A 21,393-nucleotide genomic window follows, 5' to 3' on the forward strand; every position below is an offset into this window, starting at 1 on the left:
AAAATAACGGGGTAAAGGTTTGATTATCATTCCTGTAGCTAGTGGAAAAGGAGGTGTTGGTAAATCTCTTTTTTCAACAAATATTGCAATTTGTCTTGCAAATGAAGGGAAAAAAGTATTACTTGTCGATCTTGACCTTGGCGGTTCAAATTTACACTCCATGCTAAATATCATACCTAAGAAGAGTATTGGAACTTTTCTTAAAACAAAAATTCCCTTTAAAGACGTAATAATTGAATCAGGAATAAAAAATTTAAGCTTTATTGCAGGAGATTCAGATATTCCTGAACTTGCAAATATAGCCATCTTTCAAAAGAAAAAAATAATAAACAACTTAAAAAACTTAAGCTATGATTACCTAATAATTGACCTTGGTGCTGGCACAACATTTAATACAATAGATTTCTTTCTAATTTCAAATCGCGGAGTAATAATAACGATCCCAACAGTAACAGCAATAATGAATGCTTATTTATTCTTAAAAAATGCAATCTTTAGGCTTATAGCAAAAATATTTACAAAAGAGACAAAAGCATACAAACTAATATCTGACATAAAAAAAGACTCTAGCGATTTACAAAGAATATATATACCTAATCTATTACTCAAAATAGAAACTTATGATCCTGAAAGTTATGAAAAATTTATGAAAAAATTTTCACAGTTTAGTCCTTTCATAATATTTAACATGTTAAACAAACCTGATGACATCAAAAAAATTAAAAAGATACTAAAATCTGCAAAAGACTATTTAAATATAAATTTACAAAGTATAGGTTCAATTTATAAAGACGAGCTTATTGACAAAGCATTAAACCATAAAATACCAATAACTATTTATAAACCAACAAGCTTAACTTCTAAAAGTATTAAAAAAATAGCAAAAAAATTAATTGAACTTGAAACCATAATAAATGATGTAGAACTCTTAAGTGAAGACGATCTAAACGAAAGCTATCATTTTGTAATTCAAGAAGCACAAGATGAATACCTAGAAAAATATGCATATCTTGAATCATTACTAATGAACAAAACAATAGACAATAATGCAATTATTGATATAATCAAATCTCAACAAAAAGAAATTGCAACATTAAGAAAACAAAATATAATGTTTAAAAAAAAATTATTTGCACAATTAAAAAAAGACTAAGGAGAAAAAAATGCCGAATTATATAAATTATCCTAGTTGGTTACATCCTGAAATAATTAAAGGTATTCCAATTACATGGTATAGCCTATCTTATATTATCATAATAATAATTTCTTACAAATTCATTTGGTATCAAATACAAACTGATAAAATTAACATAGAAAAAAGTGATTATGAAAAACTAATGTTTTCGCTTGTTATGGGAGCAATAATTGGCGCAAGACTAACATCTACTTTGATTTATGATAGAAGTGGCATTTACTATACACACCCATGGCTCATCTTTCTGCCATTCGATCGAAACTGGAATTTCACAGGTTTTAGAGGAATGGCAATACACGGAGGATTTTTCGGAGTAATTATTGCACCAATAATAATGATAAATACCAAACTTAAAAACACAAATATAAAAAAATACTTCAGAAAGATAACTGATTACGGAGCAATAGCCTTCTCTTCAGGATATATACTTGGAAGATTTGCTAACTTTGCAAATGCAGAACTTTATGGAAGACCAATGAAAGGCGGTATAATATTTCCCAATGCAGAACTTTTTAAAGTAAGTCAGAAAGGAGTAAGAGAATTTGCAGAATCAATTGGACTAGAAATATTACCTCACGACTTGTTTATTAACCTACCGAGAATTCCATCACAACTCATTGAGGGATTATTTGAGGGAACTGTAACCTTTTTATTACTATGGTTTATTTTTAGGAAAATAAAAAGATATGACGGTTTTATCTTTGGAGTATACATAATTCTTTATGGACTATTTAGATTCTTTATCGAGTACTTAAGAGAGCCAGACAAGGAAATAGGTTTTGTTATAACTTACAAAAAACCTGAGAGCATATTAGATTTCTCATTTTTAAACATATCAATAGGACAAATATTTTCATTAATTTTAATATTATCTGGAATAATTTGGCTATCATGGGCCAAAACAAGATCGGAAAAATTAAAGAAATAAATCACAAAATATAGATTTATACCAAAATTAATATAAATTTATTTAAATAAGATGAAAAATCCAAATGCAATTGTAATATCTGAAGGAACAATTAATGATAATGATATTACAAAGATCAAATCTATTTTTAAAATATCACAAATAGTAAAATCTAGAAAAAATATCTCTAGCGAATACATCAAACAAAGTAATATTAAATTTGCTATTATTTATAACCACAAAAGACCAATAGATTTTTCAATCAATATGGCAAATGACTTAAAAAGCATTAATAACATTCATTCTATTATCATAGACAACAAATCTATAGACGAAGCAATATATAGACCAAATTACATAGAAATATTAAAAAATATCAGTGAATTAAACGATAAAAACAAACTAATACAACAAAAAAAACTTTATTATGACAATAACAATGCTAATCTTGATTTTTTCTTAAATCTATCTGAACTTATTCAAGAAATAGTGATCATTACAAATACTGACAATGATATCATTTATATTAACGAAAAAGGAAGCAAAGAACTTGAACTCCCAATAAAGATTGGAGGCAAAACAAATAAAATAAGTGACATCAATATCATGGATTTAGAAAAAAATACAAAAATAGATTTAAGTTACAATATAAACGATATTCCCGAATTCAAAAACATACTAATAACCGACTGCCTTTTAAAGATTAAGAATAACAAAAAATTAATAGTAGACTTATTTATCAGTACAATTGCTCAAAACAATATTGATAAATTAATTACAATAAAAGACATATCAGAGTTAAAATCTAAACACAATATTCAAGATCTCACAATTATCGATCAACAAACAGATCTGTATAACATTAAAGGACTTGAAAAGCTATTGATAAATCAAATTGAATCTTCTTATAAAAAAATATATTTATTTGATCTGGATTTACACATAAATACAGAATGTAAATATAAAGACAAGAAAGCCAACTCCGACTTAAAGATACTTAAGAAAATTACTTCGAGAATAATGTCATTTTATTCAGAATACATATTTAGATTAAAAGACAATAATTTAATAGTCATTATATCCACAAGAGGAGGGGAACAAAGACTAATTTCAATTGCAGAAGAAATCAAAAAAACCATTTCAAGAGAACTTAAAAAAGAAGGCCTCATAATATTTAAATTCAACATAGGAATAATAGAAGTAAACCTAAAAGAAGATATAGAGACAAAGATTTCAAAATTAAAAATAGCAACAAAAATATCCGATGAATATAAAGATTCTACGCCTATTTTATACAAAGATGAATTACCAGAAACAATACTTATCAAAAAACAAAATAAAATATTTGAATATATAGTAAAAGCAATAAAAAATGACTTTTTTAGTCTATACTATCAAAAAATTACTCCCCTTAAAAAAGATCTAAAACCCAAAATTGAAATATTAACAAGACTTTTTGACTATACAGGAACTCCTATCCCAAACGGCAATGTATTTAGCTTAATAGATAAGTATAATTTAACTGTTGAAGTGGATAAGCTGGTAGTTACTAAAGCACTAAGAGAATATACAAATTTTGTAGCAAAAAATGGTGCTCATATCTTTTCAATAAATATTTCACCATACTCACTCAAGTCCAAAAATTTCAGAATGTTCTTAAAAGAAACACTTCTTACAAGCCATGTTCCACTTCAAAACATATGCTTAGAAATAACAGAAACTGGAATTTTAGAAAATTTTGAATTAATCAACACATATTTCAACGAACTTAAAACCTTTGGAATTAAACTTGCACTTGACGATTTTGGCAGCGGATATACGTCACTTTCATACATTAAAATCTTGCCAATAGATATCATCAAAATAGATGGTTCTTTCATTCAAGTAATAAATTCTAGTCAAACAGATCTCGTAATAATAAAATCAATAAAAGACATTGCTGACACAAAAAAAATAAAAATTATAGCTGAATTTGTATCGAATGAAGAAATACTTAAAAAGATAAACGAGATAGGAATAGATTATGGACAAGGATTTCTGTGGCATAAACCAGAACCAATCTAAAAATATACAAAAATATTTCTTAATACTATAACAACATTTAAACTCATTTTATCTTAAAAATAATTGTAAGTTCAAACTCACAAATCCATTACACCCTATTTTCTATTATTATTAAACTGCATTTAAAAAAGAATAGAATGTTATAATAAGTAATCAGGAGGAGAAATTTCAATGACAAAACAAAATCCTTGGACTTCTTTAAACGAAGAAGATAGAAATAATATTTTAGAATTTACTCAAAAATACAAAAAATTTTTAAGCACAGTTAAAACTGAAAGAGAAGCCACCAACTATGCTACACAAAGGGCAAAGGAAAAAGGTTTCATTAATGCCTGTGAAAAACAAGAACTCAAAGCTGGAGATAAAATCTTTTACACATGTCGCAATAAAAATATTGCTCTTGTATTTATCGGGAAAGAACCTATTGAAAACGGAATGAATTTCATTGTATCACACACAGATTCACCAAGACTAGATGCCAAACCATCACCAATTACTGAAGAGAATGAATTCACAATGATGAAGACAAATTATTATGGTGGTATCAAAAAATATCAATGGTTATCCCTTCCTCTATCAATACGAGGAATAATATTTTTGCAAAACGGAGAGAAAGTAGAGATTAACATCGGTGATGATAAGAATGATCCCGTATTTGTAATTCCCGACATCCTGCCACATCTCGACAGAAAAGTACAAAGAGATAAAAAAGCTGATGATATCATTGAAGGTGAAAATTTAAAAATCATAATTGGAAGCCTACCTATTGAGACTAAAGAAAAAGAAAAAGTAAAATCTGCTACTCTAAAGTTAATAAAAGAAAAATACAAAATAGAAGAAGATGATTTCGTTTCAGCAGAAATAGAAATAGTACCAGCAGGAGAAGCAAAAGACGTAGGATTTGATAGAGCACTAATTGGTGCTTATGGTCAAGATGACAGGGTGTGCGTTTACACTTCACTAGAAGCCATCCTAAATTTAGAAGAAACACCAAGCAAAACCGCTATATGTTTTCTAGTTGACAAGGAAGAGATTGGATCTACTGGATCAACCGGGCTAAACTCAAGATATCTTGAATACTTCGTATCAGACATAATATTCAAACTTGAACAGAACAAATATAATAATCTCTTTGTTCAAAAAGTATTATGGAACTCAAAAAGTATATCTGCTGATGTTTGCGGTGCAATAAATCCATTATTCAAATCAGTTCATGATGAACAAAACGCACCCAAATTGGGATATGGAATATCTATCATGAAATATACAGGTCACGGGGGTAAAATCATGGCAAGTGATGCTGATGCTGAACTTGTCTCTTATGTTAGGAATTTACTAAATAAAAATAAAATAGCTTGGCAAGTAGCAACACTTGGAAAAGTAGACGAAGGTGGTGGAGGAACTGTTGCAAAATTCTTAGCACATTATGGCATAAGAACAATAGACATAGGACCTGGTGTAATTAGTATGCACTCACCATTTGAAATAACCTCGAAATTTGACATATATACTTCTTATACGGCTTATCAAGCATTCTTTAAAGGATGACAAACATGAATAAAGAAACAATAAAAACATCAGAACACATTTTAGAATGCTTTGGGGGCATTGCAAATATCAAACAAGTAGACAAAGATCTAACTAGAATAAAAATATTAGTTGACAGCAATTCTCTAGTTAAGAGAGAAAATTTAACAGAAGATCACAATATTATAGGAGCAATTAAGTCAAATGAATTCACAGAAATTGTAATGAACTTTGAAATAATTGATGACGTCTATAGCAATATCGTATATATGATGAACAAAAAAATACAATAGGACCCGTTTGGGTCCTAAACTTTAAAATTTCTTATATAATCAATGACAGCTTCAGGTCTTAATTCTTTATTTAAAATTTTATACACTATGCTCGCTAAATTATGATAACTTGAATCACTACCTAAACATTTAAAAAGCAAAGCAACTTCATTAGCAGCAATTACTCCCTCTGGCAAATAACCAATTTTATGAATATTATTTATCAAATCATTTATACCAGCCAAACCTTCTAAGATATTTTTACTAACAATTTCACGACCAAATCGTCTATTTCTTCCAAAAATACTTCTACAAGTAACATCTAAATCCCCAGAACCAGCTAAAAATAAAAATGTTTCCGCATTGCAAGAACCAAGCTTAAACGCAATATTTTTCATGTCATTTAAAGAAACTGAGAATAAAAAAGACTCCGTGTTATTGCCTATTAAATTTGGATTTTCAATTTTATACTCATCCAAAATTCCAAATGCAATGGCAAATATATTTTTCAAAGCCGATGCTATTTGAACCCCAAGAATATCATCACTATAAAACATAGAAATAGAAGTATCACTAAATAAATTAATAAATTCAAAAGCATTGGCTCTATTCTTACTGGCAGCAACAAGTCCTGTAATAATTCCAAGTCCAACTTCTTCAGCATGACTTGGCCCTGCAATATAGGTAATTTCATCTTTATAGTCACTTAAAATACTCTCTGCAACATCTATAATCGTACAAGGCCTCCCATCAATTGTTATAAAACCTTTTGTAAGTATTGCCAAATTAAACTTTTTAGTAGTGTACATACCTTTCAATTTATTCAAAACATTTAAAGTATAAAGAGAAGGTGTCACAACAAAAACATAATCGGCTTGATCTACAACATCATGCAAATCAGAACTTGCAACCAAATTATCTGCTAATTTAATATCCTTTAAATACTTGACATTTTCATGATCATTATTAATGCTATCTCTAACATCTTCTTCAAAAGACCATATTAAAACATTATCTTTAAATTTATCCGACAAAACCTTAGCAATAGCAGTTCCCCAAGCCCCTGCTCCTACTATAGATATTTTCATATATACCTCCTTATAATCATGAGTTTACAACAACTCATATTTTATTGTTTCGTCCAGGAAAACTCTAATCTTATCATTCTCTTTGAATTTTTTTGAAATCATGTCATTGACTAATAAACCTCCAATTTCCTTGAGCACAATTTTACGCACACTCTTAATGCCAAGCCCACTTCTATAAGTCTTATTTTGAAAATAATCGACAATATTTTCTTCAAAAAAAACATCGACTTTTTCATTTTTTAGTATCTTAATAAAACTATTCATCTCTTCAATAATAACTTTTTCAAAATCATCTTCACCCACAGGCTTAAAGAAAAAAATATGATCCACAAGATCCAAAAGCTGAGTAGAAAAACGTTTCTCTAGCAAACTTCTACCATCGATTGTTTCGGTTTTAAATCCAATACCATCAAATTCCCTATGTTTTATATCAATATCTAGTATTATTATACTATCTGATAAGCTTACACTTCTACCAAGACTATCAAAAAGCCTACCCGTATTAAATCCTTCAAAAAAAAAATCTATAACCCTCTTGGAAGATTTATCAAAATCAGACAGGACAATAATTGAACTTGAAGATTCACTTAAAAATTTAAAAAACTTAGTAGGTTCATCATAAGATTCAGATCCATATACAGGTCCTATTAATCTATTAATGCCATCAAAATCACCATATTCACTCATTCCCAAAGTCAATTTAGGTATCTTAAGTTCTTCTGATAAAATACATGAAAGCTTATTCTTATCTACATCAGAAGAACCCATCAAAATGAAGATACCAAGAGTATTATTTTTTAAGAGAAATTTAATCCTTAAAAGTTTGATGTTTAATATCAAATCAGATAAAATATTCTCATCAATTATCATACTCTCTCTTATTTTACGCTCCAGATTAATGAGTAAGTTTTGATCATAATCATCAAAATTAAAAACATTAGTTCCAATCATGGACTTAACAAAAATTTTTACATCATCGCCCGTTATAACTTTCTTATTGCCCTCAAGTTTAAATTTAGCCCCAAGACCATCTAATAGGTCAAAAGCTTTATCGGGAAGAAATCTGTCTTTAATATACTTAGACATAGTAATTGAAGCCCATATGGCCTCATCTGTGTACCCCACATTATGATGTTTTTCATATTGTTCCTTACTCCCTTTTAAAATAAGATAAGTATCCTCAAAACTTGGTTCTTTAAGCTCTATGCTATGAAATCTTCTCATTAAAGCTTTATCTCTCAAAAAGAATTTTTGGTATTCATATTTGGTAGTAGCACCAATTAATTTTACTTTACCTAAAGTTAATATAGGCTTTAACAAATTTGAAACATCTATGTTACTAAAAGACGTAGCCCCAGCTCCAACTATCATATGAATTTCGTCGATAAAAAGAATTACTTTTTTTTTTAAATATAAAAAATCTAAAAGTTTATTTACTCTATCTTCAAGATCTCCTCTATACCGAGTTCCAGATATAAGTCTCCCAATATCAAGAGAATAAACCTCATAACCTACCAATTCCTGAGGCACTTGGCCTACCTTTATCATATAAGCAAGTCCTTGCAATAATATTGTCTTCCCAACTCCAGGCTCTCCAAATACAATTGGATTACTCTTATATTTACGAAGCATCACTTGAGTCAACTCGCACAACTCTTCCTCGCGGCCAATCAAGGGGTTTTTATCTAAGCTTGGCTCTAAACTATCAATAACATTAACTAAAAAATCTTCAACCAAATTATCATTATCAGACAAATCATCACTTTGCTCTAACTTTAAATAATCTTCTTCAAAAATACTCAAACCCCCATCCTTATCTATCTCTTTACCGAAAAGATCATTTGCAATAAATTTTTCATTTTCACTAGAGTTTAAATCTAAGTCTGAACCTAAGTAATCATAAACTTCAATTATCTTGTCAAAGATAGTCAAACTAAAACCTGATTTTAATAAAGCATCTAAAATTATATTTTTTCTTTTCCTAATTAATACCCATAACAAGTCTTTCTCTTGCAACCTATAAGGCTTCTTATAATAAAAAATTGTATCGACTATCTCTTGATATAAATCATTCATCTTAAAAAGATAATCTGAAATATCAGAATCTCTTAAAGGAAGCTTTTTAAAGAACTTTTCCAAAATTTTATTAAAACTATAAAAATCAAGTGTACATAAACTAAGCAACTCTTTAATTTTTTCATCGCTAATTAAACTGTAAAAAATATGCTCTTCAGTAAAAACAAGATGCTTACGTTTCATAAAAAACAGAAATGATTTAAAAAATAAATTATTTAAAGCTCTTCTGTTATACATGAAACACCAACTACAAAATAACCCTCAAAATCCTCTTTTTGCCAATTTTAAGTTCAATTTCACCATTGATAAAATTATCCTTATTAAGACAATAATCTTGATCCCCTATTCTCACCTTATCTATATAAACTCCACCAGAATTAATAAGCCGCCTAGCCTCTGACTTACTAGATACAACTTTAGAGAGAACCATTAGGTCAATTAATAAAATACTTCCTTCTAAACTATCTAATGCCAATTTAAAGAAAGGAATATCTGCTCTATCCCCTTCACTTCCTTTAAATGCTGCTCGAGCTGCTGAGGATGCCTTTAAAGCTGCATCTTCTCCATGAACAATTTTTGTTATTTCAAACGCCAAGGTTTCTTTTGCCTTATTTAACAAATACCCTTTAACACTTGACATATGTTCGATTTCATCATCGCCCAAAAAAGTAAATAAATACAAAAAATTCTTAACATCCAAGTCTGGAACATTCCTAAAATATTGATAAAAATCATAAACACTGTAAAGCTCTGCATCGAGATAAACTGCTCCCTTTTCTGATTTGCCCATCTTTTTACCATCACTTCTTGTAATAAGCGGCAATGTAAGTCCAAAAACTTCTGTTCCCAACTTTTTCTTAATTAAATCAACACCTGAGACAATATTTCCCCATTGATCATCGCCCCCAATCTGAAGCTTACAGTTCTTAATTTTGTTTAACATATAAAAATCATATGACTGCAAAAGTTGATAATTAAATTCAATAAACGAAAGACCATCCTTAATTCTTCTCTTATAAGTTTCAAAACCCAACATACGATTAACAGAAAAGCAAACCCCAATATCTCTTAAAAACTCAATATAATTAATATTATCAAGCCATGCTGAATTATCTAGGATATACCCGTGACTAAAATCTATTATTCTAAGCAATTGTGCTCTTATTGCCTTAACATTTTTTTCTATATCCTCTTTTGACAAAATTTTTCGCATTGCATCCTTACCTGAAGGATCTCCTATCTTTGTAGTTCCACCACCAACCAAAGCAATCGGAATATGACCTTGCCTTTGAAGGTGTGCCATTACCATAAAAGGAATCAAATGTCCAATATGCAATGAAGTAGAAGTAGCATCAACACCAACATAAAAAACTACTCTCTCCTTATCCATTAATGTACTTAAAGCTTCCAAATTTGTACACTGTTTTAAGAATCCTCTTTTTTCCAAAATCTCTAAGGCAAGATTCATCTATTTGCAACTCCCTTATAATTTAGAATTTCAGTTCTAATATATGAATATAAATCATCAATAGGAATCCTTATTTGAGCCATACTATCTCTATCCCTTAAAGTAACCGTTCTATTTTCAATAGTATCATAATCTACTGTTACACAATAAGGTGTACCAATCTCATCTTGACGCCTGTAACGTTTGCCTATTGTACCATTGTCATCATAAAACATGTAAAAATCATCGCTAAACTGCATAAACACCTTTCTGGCAAGCTCAGGAAGCCCATCTTTTTTTACAAGAGGAAGTATTGCAACCTTATAAGGAGCAAGTTTAGGATGCAAACGCAGAACTATTCGTTTACCTTCTCCCTCAAGTTCCTCATGAGCATAAGCATCACAAAGAGTCATTAAAACGCTCCTTGTAAGTCCAAGAGACGTCTCAATAACATAAGGAATATATTTATCACCGCTTGTTAAATCATGATATTCAAACAATTTAGGCTTACCACAAAACTTTGCATGCTGAGACAAGTCGTAATTACCTCTATTATGAATTCCTTCAATTTCTTGAAAACCAAATGGAAATTTATACTCAATATCAACTGCTGCTTTAGCATAATGAGCAAGTTCATCCCCTTTATGTTCTTTAAACCTAAGATTATCAGATCTTATTCCAAGAGTTTCAATAAAAAAATTCATTCTCTTTTGCTGCCAATAATAATACCAATCACTCATCTGATTAGGATGTACAAAAAATTGCATTTCCATCTGTTCAAATTCACAAGTCCTAAATATAAAATTCTTAGCTACTATCTCATTCCTAAAGGCCTTACCAACCTGAGCTATGCCAAAAGGAACTTTGAGTCTTGTAGAATCTAACACATTGCGAAAGTTAACAAAAATACCCTGAGCAGTTTCCGGCCTTAAATAAATTTCATTAGAACTATCCTCAACAGCTCCAATATTAGTCTTAAACATTAAGTTAAAACTTCTTGGGGCTGTAAACGTACCTATAGAATTACAACTAGAACAACCATTAGACAAATCAATAGAATCTATTCTAAATCTATTCTTACAATTTTTACAATCCACTAATAAATCTAAAAAACTATCAACATGTCCTGATGCTTCCCAAACCTCAGGTCTCATTAAAATCGAACTATCTAATCCTACCACATTTTCATGTAAGTAAACCATGGTGTTCCACCATTCTTTTTGTATGTTTTTCTTAAGCTCAATACCCAAAGGTCCATAATCCCACACACCTGAGAGTCCCCCATAAATTTCTGAGGATTGAAATACAAACCCTTTTCTTTTAGCAAGCGAAATAATATCTTCTATTTTAATCATATTAAACATCCTAAAAATTTATTCCAAACACTTATTTACATTCATGTCTTCTTAAAAATTGCTGTGCTTGATTTATTCTATTAAAAACTTTGGTTTTACCAAGTAATTGCAAAGAATCAAAAAGAGGCGGTGATACCTTACTTCCAAGAACTGCTATTCTAATTGGAAGAAGTACTTCTCCTATTTTTAGATTATTTTCCTTAGCAAAATTATAAAAAATTTTTTCGTTTTCAGACAATATTCTTGTTTCAAATCCTTCTAATAGTGGCTTAATCTTTTCTAAGAGCAAACAAATATCACCCGCTGTTTTTTCCTTACCTAAAAACTCGTCTAAATTCCACGTTTTAATATCTTCATAAAAAAACTTAAGCATCGTAACAGACTCACTAAGTTTTCTAATTCTTGGCTTTATTAGAGAAACTAAAAGAATTAATTTTTGCTCATCAAAAGAATTAATATCTTCTTTAATATAGCCTGCTTTTTGCAAGAATGGAATTATAAGCTTGGCTAACTCATTATTTCCTTTCTCCCTAATATAATGGCTATTAAAAAAATCTAATTTATTATAGTCAAAAACAGCAGGGGATTTATTGACTCTCTCAATAGAAAATAACCTTCGAAGTTCATCTTTTGTAAAAAATTCACTCTTATCATCATAAGACCAACCAAGTAAAGTAATGTAATTAATAATGGCTTCCGGAAGATATCCATCATCAATAAATTGTTTTAAAGCTGTAGCACCATGTCTCTTACTTAATTTTTGCCCATCACTTCCCATGACCATTGGCAGATGACAATAAATGGGAGGATTCCATCCAAAAGCACTATAAAGAAGTACATGTAAAGGACCTGAGGAAATCCATTCTTGAGCTCTTAATACATGAGAAACTTCCATCAAGTGATCATCAATAACATTGGCAAGATGATACGTTGGAAGCCCATCGGATTTAAGAAGCACAGGATCAGGACTAATATCCTTATTTGCCCACGTAATTTTATCAAGTAAAATATCATTAAAACAAGTCTCCCCGTCAAGAGGAATCTTAAATCTAATAACAGGAGTGATTCCTAAACTTAAAACATCTCTCACCTCACTCTCACTTAAGTTCCTACAATGTCTATCATAACCTGGTGCCATCTTGTTAACAGTTTGAATTTTTCTAATTCTCTCTAGTCTCTCAGGCGTGCAATAACAATAATAAGCACTTCCCAATTCAACCAATTGTTTAGCATATTTTTGATATATTTCTGTTCTCTGTGACTGAACATAAGGTGCATAAGGACCACCACAAGTAGGACCCTCATCAAAATCAATGCCAAGCCACTCTAAACTTTGATACAGATCCTCTTCTGCTTCTTTAAAATACCTAGTTTGATCCGTATCTTCTATTCTAAGCAAAAATTTCCCACCACAAGATTTAGCAAAAAAATAATTGAATAAAGCTGTTCTAATTCCCCCAATGTGCTGTAAACCAGTTGGAGAAGGTGCATATCTAACTCTTATATTCACAACATAACCTCTTTTAGTAAAAGATATCCTTTTTTGAAATATCATAAATGTAGTAAAATACTACAAAAAATAAGTTTGAATTAAGTAACCTTGTATGCTTAACATTTAGCCGATCTTTATATTTAAAATATTTATCTCTAATCTCAAGTCTATTTTTTTCAACCAATTGGTACTCTAAATTTGATCTTTTTAAGACATAATAAAAATAAACTGTAAAAATAGGATCTCCTCTTAAAAAATACCTTTTTAAAAAGTTTATTTCATTACTCAACTTTTCATAATCTTCATCGGCAATAGTATTAAGTGCCACACAATACCTTAACCATTTATTTTTACTGTATGCATGATTGGCAATTAAACCAGAAGCCTTCTCTTTCTCCCTAAAACTAATACATATAGAGTAAAGTTCTATAATTGTCTTATTACTCATTTTAGTATCTTTTAAATAAAAATAAATCTCGTCAAGACTCTTTTTATCTTGTTTAATTAAAATTATTTTTAAAAGAAGAGAAATATCAAATACACTCTTAAGTGTTTTGCGTAATATCTTAAGCTTTAAAAAAGTATAAGTATGCTCTATGCCATTCAACATAAAATATAATCTTGAATATAAAAATTTAGAATAAACAATATTAAAAATAAATATAAATACAATAAAAGTTAAAATAAAAGAACAATGTAAGAAAATAAAGTCTAAAAAATTTGAAAATTTGAAAATTTCTAATAAATAAACAAAATACAAAAAAGCAACAAAAAATATGATATTAAAAATAAAAAGTATTCTGTCAACCATTAAAGATCTCTTATAATAAAGTTCAATGTTAAAATTAATGCATACATGTAGTATTATACTAAATAGATATACAATTAATAAATAATATGCGATAGATGCTTATTATTAAGTTTGCAGCTTAAGGGGGAAAATGCAAAATTTTGATAACCTAGCAAAAGATATAAAAAATTTTTCGTACATAATAGACAAAGACTTTCTAGTATGGCCTCAAAATTCGCTCTTACAACCCGTAAACACTGAACTTATTGAAAAATGGGACTTAAAGAGTTCACTCAAAATACAAAGAACATTCTTTAATGAAACATTAATACGAGAAACAAAAAAGCTTATTAATGTAGAATATGATGAAGAATCAATTGCCAACTATCACATGCTAATAAACAATTTAGAAGAAATATATGAAAATTGCAAGAAAAATAAAAAAATCTACTATCAAGACGTCCTTCCAGCCGTCAAAAAGGTAATGGAATTTTATAAAAAAAATCAACAAACATTCATCAAATATATGAAACTACCTAAGCTCCTATCCGATTATCATATCGTTCACTCAATAAATACCGCAATACTAACCGTCGCACTTGGAAACGAGATGAATTTAAATAATCACAAAATGGTTGAACTCTGTACAATAGCTATTCTGCACAAAATAGGTTTCCTATTTATCCCCTTGCAAATAAGTGAAAAAAAAGAAAAATTAAGTAACGAAGAATTTGAAATAATAAAAAAATATCCCGTACTTGGTCATAAAATACTCTCAACCACTAATTTTTCACAATCTATCTGCTCAGCAATACTAAATCACAAAGAAAACTTAGATGGTTCAGGATATCCTAATAAACTCAAAAGTGAAAATATAAATATCGAGTCTAATATAATAGGCGCTGCTAGTGCATACAGCGCAATCCTTCTAGATAGAACATATAAAGGGGCTTTAAATTCTGGAGCATCTCTTATTGAACTAATACAAGATGCTGATAAGAAATTTGATAAAAGAGTTTTAAAACTAATAATTAAGGTTCTCTCTCAATGCCCTCTGGATTTTATTGTTGAACTCAATGACAACTCAATTGCCAAAATAACAAAAATTAACGAAGATAATATTAATGTCCCATATATAAAATACATAATAAAAGATGACAAAATTGTACCTCCTAGTGAAAATAAAAATTATGTCAAGTCCATACCCAAAACAGAAACAGGAATAAAAAAAATACTAAGACAAGATGAAATAGAATTTATTTCAAAAAAATATGGATTAAAGGAAATATAAAAGGAGTAAAGTATGATTTTAATAACATCTGCAATGGATGAAGAATCGATAGAAATAAATAAAATTATCGAGAACAAAGAAGAAATTATATTAGACGATTATTCAGGTGAGAAGAAAATTTATAAGGGAGAAATTGCGGGTCACAAGGTAATCTCTTTAACTACTGGCATTGGAAAAGTAAATGCCGCCATGTGGAATAGTTACATTATATCAAAATATAAAATCACTCACATAATCAACTCAGGAACTGCTGGTGGGCTTAAAGAATCTGAAGATCTTAAAATAACAGACATCATAGTATCATCAGAAACGGCATTTCATGACTTTAATTTAACTAAATTTGGACATAAAATAGGACAAGTACCAGGCTTTCCACAAAAATTTAAAGCAGATGAAAATTTATTAAACAAAGTTGTTAATATTATTGAAGACAAACTTAAAAATATTAGTGTTCATATTGGTCTAATACTTACAGGTGATCAATTTATTGGAGATAAAAAACAATTAGAAGAAATTAAAAATAACTTTGCAGATGCTTTAGCTGTAGAGATGGAAAGCGCTGCAATTGCCCAAGTAGCACACACATTCAAAATACCTTTCATTATTACTCGCTCTGTATCTGATTTACCAAATATCAAAGATAATCACATAGACTTCAATAAGTTCCTACAAGATGCATCAATGAATTCAGCTAAGATAGTAAAGGAATTAATTAAACTCATATAACTTAAATAAGGTGACAATATGCTCAATAATAATTTAACATCAACATCTGAAGCCGTATCTGAAGGACATCCCGATAAAATTGCGGATCAAATCTCTGACGCTATACTTGATGAAATACTCAAAAGAGATAAAATGGCAAAAGTCGCATGTGAAACTTTAGTTTCACAAAATTTAATAATCATAGCAGGAGAGATAAGCAGCAAAGCAAAAAAAGAAATAAATATAAAAGAAATTGCAAAACAAACAATAAAAAATATTGGATACACAAATATAGAATATGGACTTGACTACAAATCTGCCACAATAATTGATGCTATTGGCTCTCAGTCAATTGACATTACAAATGCGGTTGAGAAAAAAGATACAAACGATATAGGAGCAGGTGATCAAGGAATAATCTTTGGTTATGCATGCAACGAAACTAAAAATTTCTTGCCCATAGCATACGAATTATCTAACTTAATCCTGCAAAAAGCTAGTAAACTTAGAAAATCAGGTCAAATTAAATGGCTACGCCCCGATGCAAAATCCCAAGTTACCATTGAATATGATTCTAATAAAAATCCTATTAGAGTCAATAATATTGTTGTATCTCATCAACATGATCCTGGTATTCCCCAAGATTTTCTAAGACAAACAATCATTGAAAAAATTATCAAACCTATCCTTCAAAGTAAATCAATGCTTGATGAAAACATCAAATATTATATTAACCCCTCAGGCAACTTCGTCATCGGTGGCCCTACTGGAGATACGGGCCTTACAGGGAGAAAGATTATCGCTGACAGTTATGGTGGATTTGCAAGACATGGTGGTGGTGCTTATAGCGGCAAAGATGCTACTAAAGTTGACAGATCAGCAGCTTACATGGCAAGATACATTGCTAAGAATATGGTGGCAGCAGGAATTTCTAAAGAATTTGAAATGCAACTTGCTTATGCTATTGGAATCCCAAATCCAATATCCATTAAAATAACTACAGGCATAAATAACAACGAATATGAAAAAAAAATATTAAGTTTCATCATCAATAACTTTGACCTAACTCCCAACGGCATAATTAAAAAATTAAAATTAAGAGAGCCCATTTACTCTAAGACATGCACATACGGACATTTTGGAAAAAATGAACTAGAATGGGAAAAACTAGATTTCGTAGACACAATAAAAAAGGAGTTCAAAATATGAATAAAATACCAAGCTTTACAATTGATCACACAAAACTAAAACCTGGCATATATGTTTCAAGAAAAGATATATTTGATAATTTAACATTCACTACTGTAGATATTAGGATGAAAGCTCCTAATAGAGAACCTGTAATTAACAATGCAGAAATGCATACAATCGAACACATAGGAGCAACATTGCTTAGAAACAATAAAGTCTGGGGCGACAAAGTATTATACTTTGGACCAATGGGTTGCCGGACTGGATTTTACCTAATCCTTTTGGGTAATTATGAGAGCAAAGATCTAATTGATTTAATATCTTGGCTCTTTCATGAAATTGCAAATTTTCAAGGAAATATTATAGGCGCAACTGAAAAGGAATGTGGAAATTACCAAGATCATAATCTAAACATGGCAAAATATGAATCTAATCGATATTTAGCAATACTAGCTAACATAAAAGAAGAAAACTTAACATATCCTTAAAGTAAAAATTTATTTACAATTCAGAAATATTATATCTTTGAAAAATCTAAGCAAAATACTCTACAACATATAATAAAATTAAAAAGACATAATAATCAAATTATGCAGCAAATTTTTATAAAATCCATTTTAAGAAAAAATCTCAAATATTCTGGCTTATATGCTTAGATAAGTCTAAAAACTCATCTCCTGAAAGTTCAATATTACTGCCTCTCGTAAAACCAAAATTATCTCCCTTAAATCTTGGAACCACATGAAAATGGGTATGAAAAATAACTTGTCCCGCGTCAGAGCCAATTGCACTATAAATATTAATTCCGTTACAAATATTTGAACCTAACTTTTTTAAAGAGAGAGCTACTTTCTTACAAACCTTCAATATTTGTCCATTAAGTTCGTCGCTCATACCCAAAGCATCATTGCTATGCTGTTTTGGAATAACAAGAGTATGTCCAACATTTAAAGGATTAATATCGAGAAAAGCAAGCACCAACTCATTCTCATAAACCTTATAACAGGACATTTCATTTTTTACTATCTTACAAAAAATACAACCACTCAAAATTGTCTCCAATTTAATTCTGTCTTAATCTCAACTTTAATTTTACTAAAAATAGATCATACTTAAAAATAATTGGTTAATACTAATCTTGCTATATTAAAATAAGCAATTAAGGTAACAACATCAGCAATAGTAGTAATTAAAGGTCCAGCCATTAAAGCTGGATCTATTCTTATAAACTTGGCTAAAATGGGTAAAAGACCGCCCAATATTTTTGCTACCATCAACCCTATCATTAAACATGCAGAAACAACAAAAGCTATTTTGAATTTTTCATTATGCTCAGGAATTACAAAAAATACAATTCTTAAAAAATTAATACCGGCAAGAATTGAACCAACTAGAATACTAACACATACTTCCTTAAGTAACACCTTGAAAAAATCCTTTACCTTAAGAGTTCCAAGAGCAAGTTCACGAATAATCAATGCAGATGCCTGAGAACCAGCATTACCCGAAGTATCCATTAAAAGTGGAATAAAGCTGGTTAAAATAACCAAAGATAAAACCAAATGCTGATAATTAGTGATTATAGTGGCAGTTAAGGTAGAAGATATCATAAGAATCAAAAGCCAGATTATTCTATTTTTTGTCATATCAAAAATAGAAGTATCAAGATAAGATTTACCTAAAGGAGTAACTGCAGCCATTATCTGGAAATCTTCAGTATTTAAATTCTGAATAACTTCAAGAATATCATCAATAATAATAACTCCTATCATTCGCCCTTCATTATCAACAACAGGAACACTTGAGATATCATGATTCTGAAAAAGAAGAGCAACATCTTCCTTTTCATCACCAACTTTAACAATATAAAATCCGCTAGTCCTCATTATTGCAGAAATAATAACATCATCACCAGATAACATCAAATCTTCAATTTTGATGACACCTTTTAACCGTTTTTCTTCATCTGTAATATAATAGGTATAAATGTCTTCCTTCGTTTTTGCAACCCTTCTAATATAATCAAGAGCTTCTCCAACACAAAAATAATCTTTAAGCTCAATATATTCTATCGTCACAATTGAACCAGCAGAGTCATCACTGTAAGACAAGAATTTATTAATAATTTCCCTATTCTCCTCAGTAGAACTTGCTAAAAATCTTTGCACAACATTTGCTGGAACTTCTTCTAAGAGATCAATAACATCATCAAGATTTAATTCATCTATCATCTCTCTTATTTCTCTGTTTGTAAAGGAATTAGCCAATTTATTTTTTGTGCCTTGATCAAAATTAGAAAAAGCTTCAACAGCAACCTTTTTGGGGAGGAATCTATAAAGTAAAATCAAATCAGAACCATTAAGTTTTTTTAAAGCTTCACTAATATCAAAAGCATCGTATTTTAAAAGCTCTTCCTTTATGTCAGAATATTTCTTCTCTTCAAGCAAGGTTCTTAAAAATACAACATCTATCATATCAATATCTCCAAGATTTTAATTTTGAATAAATGTTTATAGCCAAATTATTAATTAAAGCTTATCTAAAAGCATCGAACATCTACCTGAAGGTATAGGCAGAGTCTTTTCTTTTTTATTCAATATATTTATTGTAAAGTAATAAAGTTTTTCAGACTCCATCTTGATCTCCCAGCCCCTCTTGCCCTTATTACATATAATTGTGGTTTGATTTTTTTTAAGTGATAAACTCTCTATTCCCATAACTTCAAGAGCAGGAATATTCCAATAGACTGTTTTATCGGGCAGACTAATTGTAAGTCCAATAATATTTTCTATCATCAGGCTAATACTAAAAAGTGCAAGATAACAAATAACATCTTTTTCTGGAAGAATCTTTTTCTCAACATCTAAATATGCAGGTCCCTCTTTCATTGGCTTATAAGCCTCCCAAACATGTCCCTTAACTTTGCCATCAGGCAATAGAGTATCTAATATATAATACAGATGTCTTATGGTAAATTCTCTTGCAATATTTGAACGTCTACAATATTCAAGTCCTTTAATAACAAAAAAATTCATATAAGTATAAACAGAACCATAATATCCATTTCCATCTAAATTAAAGCTAGGATCATTAGCTGAAAGAGTAGGAAAAGGATTTGGAGTTCCAAAGTGTTCATGACTCTTTAAATAAAAAATCATTCTCTCTATTCTATCTTCACTTGGAATTTCGGAAAGCAGTGGTAAAAATCCTACTATTGTCTTACACCTAACAATATTTTCGTTAATATCAAGATCATAATAAAAACCATCTTTTTCATCCCACATCAATGAGTTAATTTTAGCCTTAAGAGAAAAAAATCTTTTTTTATACTCAAGGGATAAATTTTTATCATTTAATATGTCTGCCAATTTTGCAATACAATATGCACTGTGTACCTGAAGTGAATTAAAATCTATCGGGTAATAAGCATCATTTCTGGGAGAATTTTTATAAAAAATCTTATTCATATCAATTGAATAAAGACCATTTGCTTTTAAAAACTTTTTCTCTATCCACTTATAATACTTATCAAGAACTGGTAAAACATCACAGATACGTTTCTTATTGCCTGTTTTATGATATAAATTGTATTCAACCCAAGCAAAAATGGGCAAGCCAATACCATCATCATTTCCTTCTATATGAACAATATTATTATTGCGGTCATAACGAGCTCTAATTGCACCAGATGCCTCTTGAAGTTCATAAAATTTATCAATAGTAGATGTGGGAGAATATTCCCCATTACTATAAACAAGAAAAAAGCTTGAAAGACAAGCTTGAAGTTGATCTATAAACTCAAGGTTTTCAGAATAATAGTTTTTATCCTTTCTACCCCTTTCCAAAGCTTGAGGAAAAACAATTTTGTCTCGAATCCAAGAAAGACTCTTATTATAAATATCAATAAAATCCTGATCGTAATAATAAATTTTGGGAAACACACTCTTATTCAATGCTCGAACCTCTGAAAAACAAATATCAATCAACTCCTAT

At 29.6% G+C, this 21,393-nt stretch carries 18 protein-coding genes; 9 read left to right on the forward strand and 9 right to left on the reverse strand.

Features of this window, described 5'->3' with window-relative positions; genetic code table 11:
* The first annotated feature begins 19 nt into the window (after positions 1-19).
* The 5 genes from BT0_RS01775 (at position 20) to BT0_RS01795 (ending at position 5,986) form a co-directional block, all read left to right on the forward strand.
* Complete coding sequence (locus BT0_RS01775) at positions 20-1,153, forward strand: P-loop NTPase (protein WP_011772313.1); 1,134 nt, start codon at positions 20-22, stop codon at positions 1,151-1,153.
* Positions 1,154-1,163: 10 nt separating this feature from the next.
* Positions 1,164-2,123, forward strand: coding sequence for a prolipoprotein diacylglyceryl transferase (gene lgt, locus BT0_RS01780; RefSeq protein ID WP_011772314.1), 960 nt, complete (start codon positions 1,164-1,166; stop codon positions 2,121-2,123).
* A 51-nt stretch (positions 2,124-2,174) separates the two neighbouring features.
* Positions 2,175-4,166 carry an EAL domain-containing protein gene (locus BT0_RS01785; RefSeq protein WP_011772315.1) on the forward strand — a complete coding sequence of 664 codons (1,992 nt, stop codon included), beginning with the start codon at positions 2,175-2,177 and terminating at the stop codon, positions 4,164-4,166.
* 171 nt (positions 4,167-4,337) lie between these two features.
* The gene (locus BT0_RS01790; protein WP_011772316.1) at positions 4,338-5,714 is read left to right on the forward strand and encodes an aminopeptidase; all 1,377 of its coding nucleotides are present in this window, start codon (positions 4,338-4,340) and stop codon (positions 5,712-5,714) included.
* Positions 5,711-5,986 (forward strand): PTS transporter subunit EIIB, encoded by a 276-nt coding sequence (locus tag BT0_RS01795; RefSeq protein WP_011772317.1) that lies wholly within the window; start codon positions 5,711-5,713, stop codon positions 5,984-5,986. The genes BT0_RS01790 and BT0_RS01795 overlap by 4 nt, the downstream gene beginning before the upstream one ends.
* 14 nt (positions 5,987-6,000) lie before the next feature.
* Here the strand turns inward: BT0_RS01795 and BT0_RS01800 are convergent, their stop codons facing one another.
* Genes BT0_RS01800 through BT0_RS01825 form a run of 6 tightly spaced genes read right to left on the reverse strand, consistent with a single transcriptional unit; the run spans position 6,001 to position 14,234 of the window.
* Entirely contained in the window at positions 6,001-7,053 is a 1,053-nt protein-coding gene (locus tag BT0_RS01800; protein WP_011772318.1) for an NAD(P)H-dependent glycerol-3-phosphate dehydrogenase, read from the reverse strand.
* A gap of 24 nt (positions 7,054-7,077) precedes the next feature.
* Positions 7,078-9,366 (reverse strand): AAA family ATPase, encoded by a 2,289-nt coding sequence (locus tag BT0_RS01805; protein WP_011772319.1) that lies wholly within the window; start codon positions 9,364-9,366, stop codon positions 7,078-7,080.
* 10 nt (positions 9,367-9,376) lie between these two features.
* Positions 9,377-10,597, reverse strand: a complete 1,221-nt coding sequence (gene tyrS, locus BT0_RS01810; RefSeq protein ID WP_011772320.1) for a tyrosine--tRNA ligase — start codon at positions 10,595-10,597, stop codon at positions 9,377-9,379.
* Complete coding sequence (locus tag BT0_RS01815) at positions 10,594-11,931, reverse strand: glycine--tRNA ligase (RefSeq protein ID WP_041178462.1); 1,338 nt, start codon at positions 11,929-11,931, stop codon at positions 10,594-10,596. The genes tyrS and BT0_RS01815 overlap by 4 nt, the downstream gene beginning before the upstream one ends.
* Before the next feature lie 31 nt (positions 11,932-11,962).
* Positions 11,963-13,486, reverse strand: coding sequence for a glutamate--tRNA ligase (gene gltX / locus BT0_RS01820; RefSeq protein WP_011772322.1), 1,524 nt, complete (start codon positions 13,484-13,486; stop codon positions 11,963-11,965).
* Positions 13,455-14,234, reverse strand: coding sequence for a hypothetical protein (locus BT0_RS01825; protein WP_011772323.1), 780 nt, complete (start codon positions 14,232-14,234; stop codon positions 13,455-13,457). The genes gltX and BT0_RS01825 overlap by 32 nt, the downstream gene beginning before the upstream one ends.
* Before the next feature lie 130 nt (positions 14,235-14,364).
* Here BT0_RS01825 and BT0_RS01830 point away from each other — a divergent pair, with 130 nt between their 5' ends.
* Genes BT0_RS01830 through BT0_RS01845 form a run of 4 tightly spaced genes read left to right on the forward strand, consistent with a single transcriptional unit; the run spans position 14,365 to position 17,888 of the window.
* Positions 14,365-15,504 (forward strand): HD-GYP domain-containing protein, encoded by a 1,140-nt coding sequence (locus BT0_RS01830; RefSeq protein ID WP_011772324.1) that lies wholly within the window; start codon positions 14,365-14,367, stop codon positions 15,502-15,504.
* A 12-nt stretch (positions 15,505-15,516) separates the two neighbouring features.
* Positions 15,517-16,230, forward strand: a complete 714-nt coding sequence (locus BT0_RS01835; protein WP_011772325.1) for a 5'-methylthioadenosine/adenosylhomocysteine nucleosidase — start codon at positions 15,517-15,519, stop codon at positions 16,228-16,230.
* An 18-nt stretch (positions 16,231-16,248) separates the two neighbouring features.
* Positions 16,249-17,418, forward strand: coding sequence for a methionine adenosyltransferase (metK, locus tag BT0_RS01840; protein WP_011772326.1), 1,170 nt, complete (start codon positions 16,249-16,251; stop codon positions 17,416-17,418).
* Entirely contained in the window at positions 17,415-17,888 is a 474-nt protein-coding gene (locus tag BT0_RS01845) for an S-ribosylhomocysteine lyase (RefSeq protein WP_041178463.1), read from the forward strand. The genes metK and BT0_RS01845 overlap by 4 nt, the downstream gene beginning before the upstream one ends.
* A 142-nt stretch (positions 17,889-18,030) precedes the next feature.
* Here BT0_RS01845 and BT0_RS01850 read toward each other — a convergent pair whose 3' ends face one another.
* From BT0_RS01850 to BT0_RS01860, 3 genes are all read right to left on the reverse strand, one after another.
* Positions 18,031-18,450 carry an HIT family protein gene (locus BT0_RS01850; RefSeq protein ID WP_181005554.1) on the reverse strand — a complete coding sequence of 140 codons (420 nt, stop codon included), beginning with the start codon at positions 18,448-18,450 and terminating at the stop codon, positions 18,031-18,033.
* A gap of 62 nt (positions 18,451-18,512) precedes the next feature.
* Positions 18,513-19,874 carry a magnesium transporter gene (gene mgtE / locus BT0_RS01855; protein WP_011772329.1) on the reverse strand — a complete coding sequence of 454 codons (1,362 nt, stop codon included), beginning with the start codon at positions 19,872-19,874 and terminating at the stop codon, positions 18,513-18,515.
* Between the two features lie 54 nt (positions 19,875-19,928).
* The gene (locus BT0_RS01860) at positions 19,929-21,353 is read right to left on the reverse strand and encodes an MGH1-like glycoside hydrolase domain-containing protein (protein WP_041178464.1); all 1,425 of its coding nucleotides are present in this window, start codon (positions 21,351-21,353) and stop codon (positions 19,929-19,931) included.
* Positions 21,354-21,393: the final 40 nt, after the last annotated feature.

Source organism: Borrelia turicatae 91E135, assembly GCF_000012085.2.
GTDB lineage: Bacteria > Spirochaetota > Spirochaetia > Borreliales > Borreliaceae > Borrelia > Borrelia turicatae.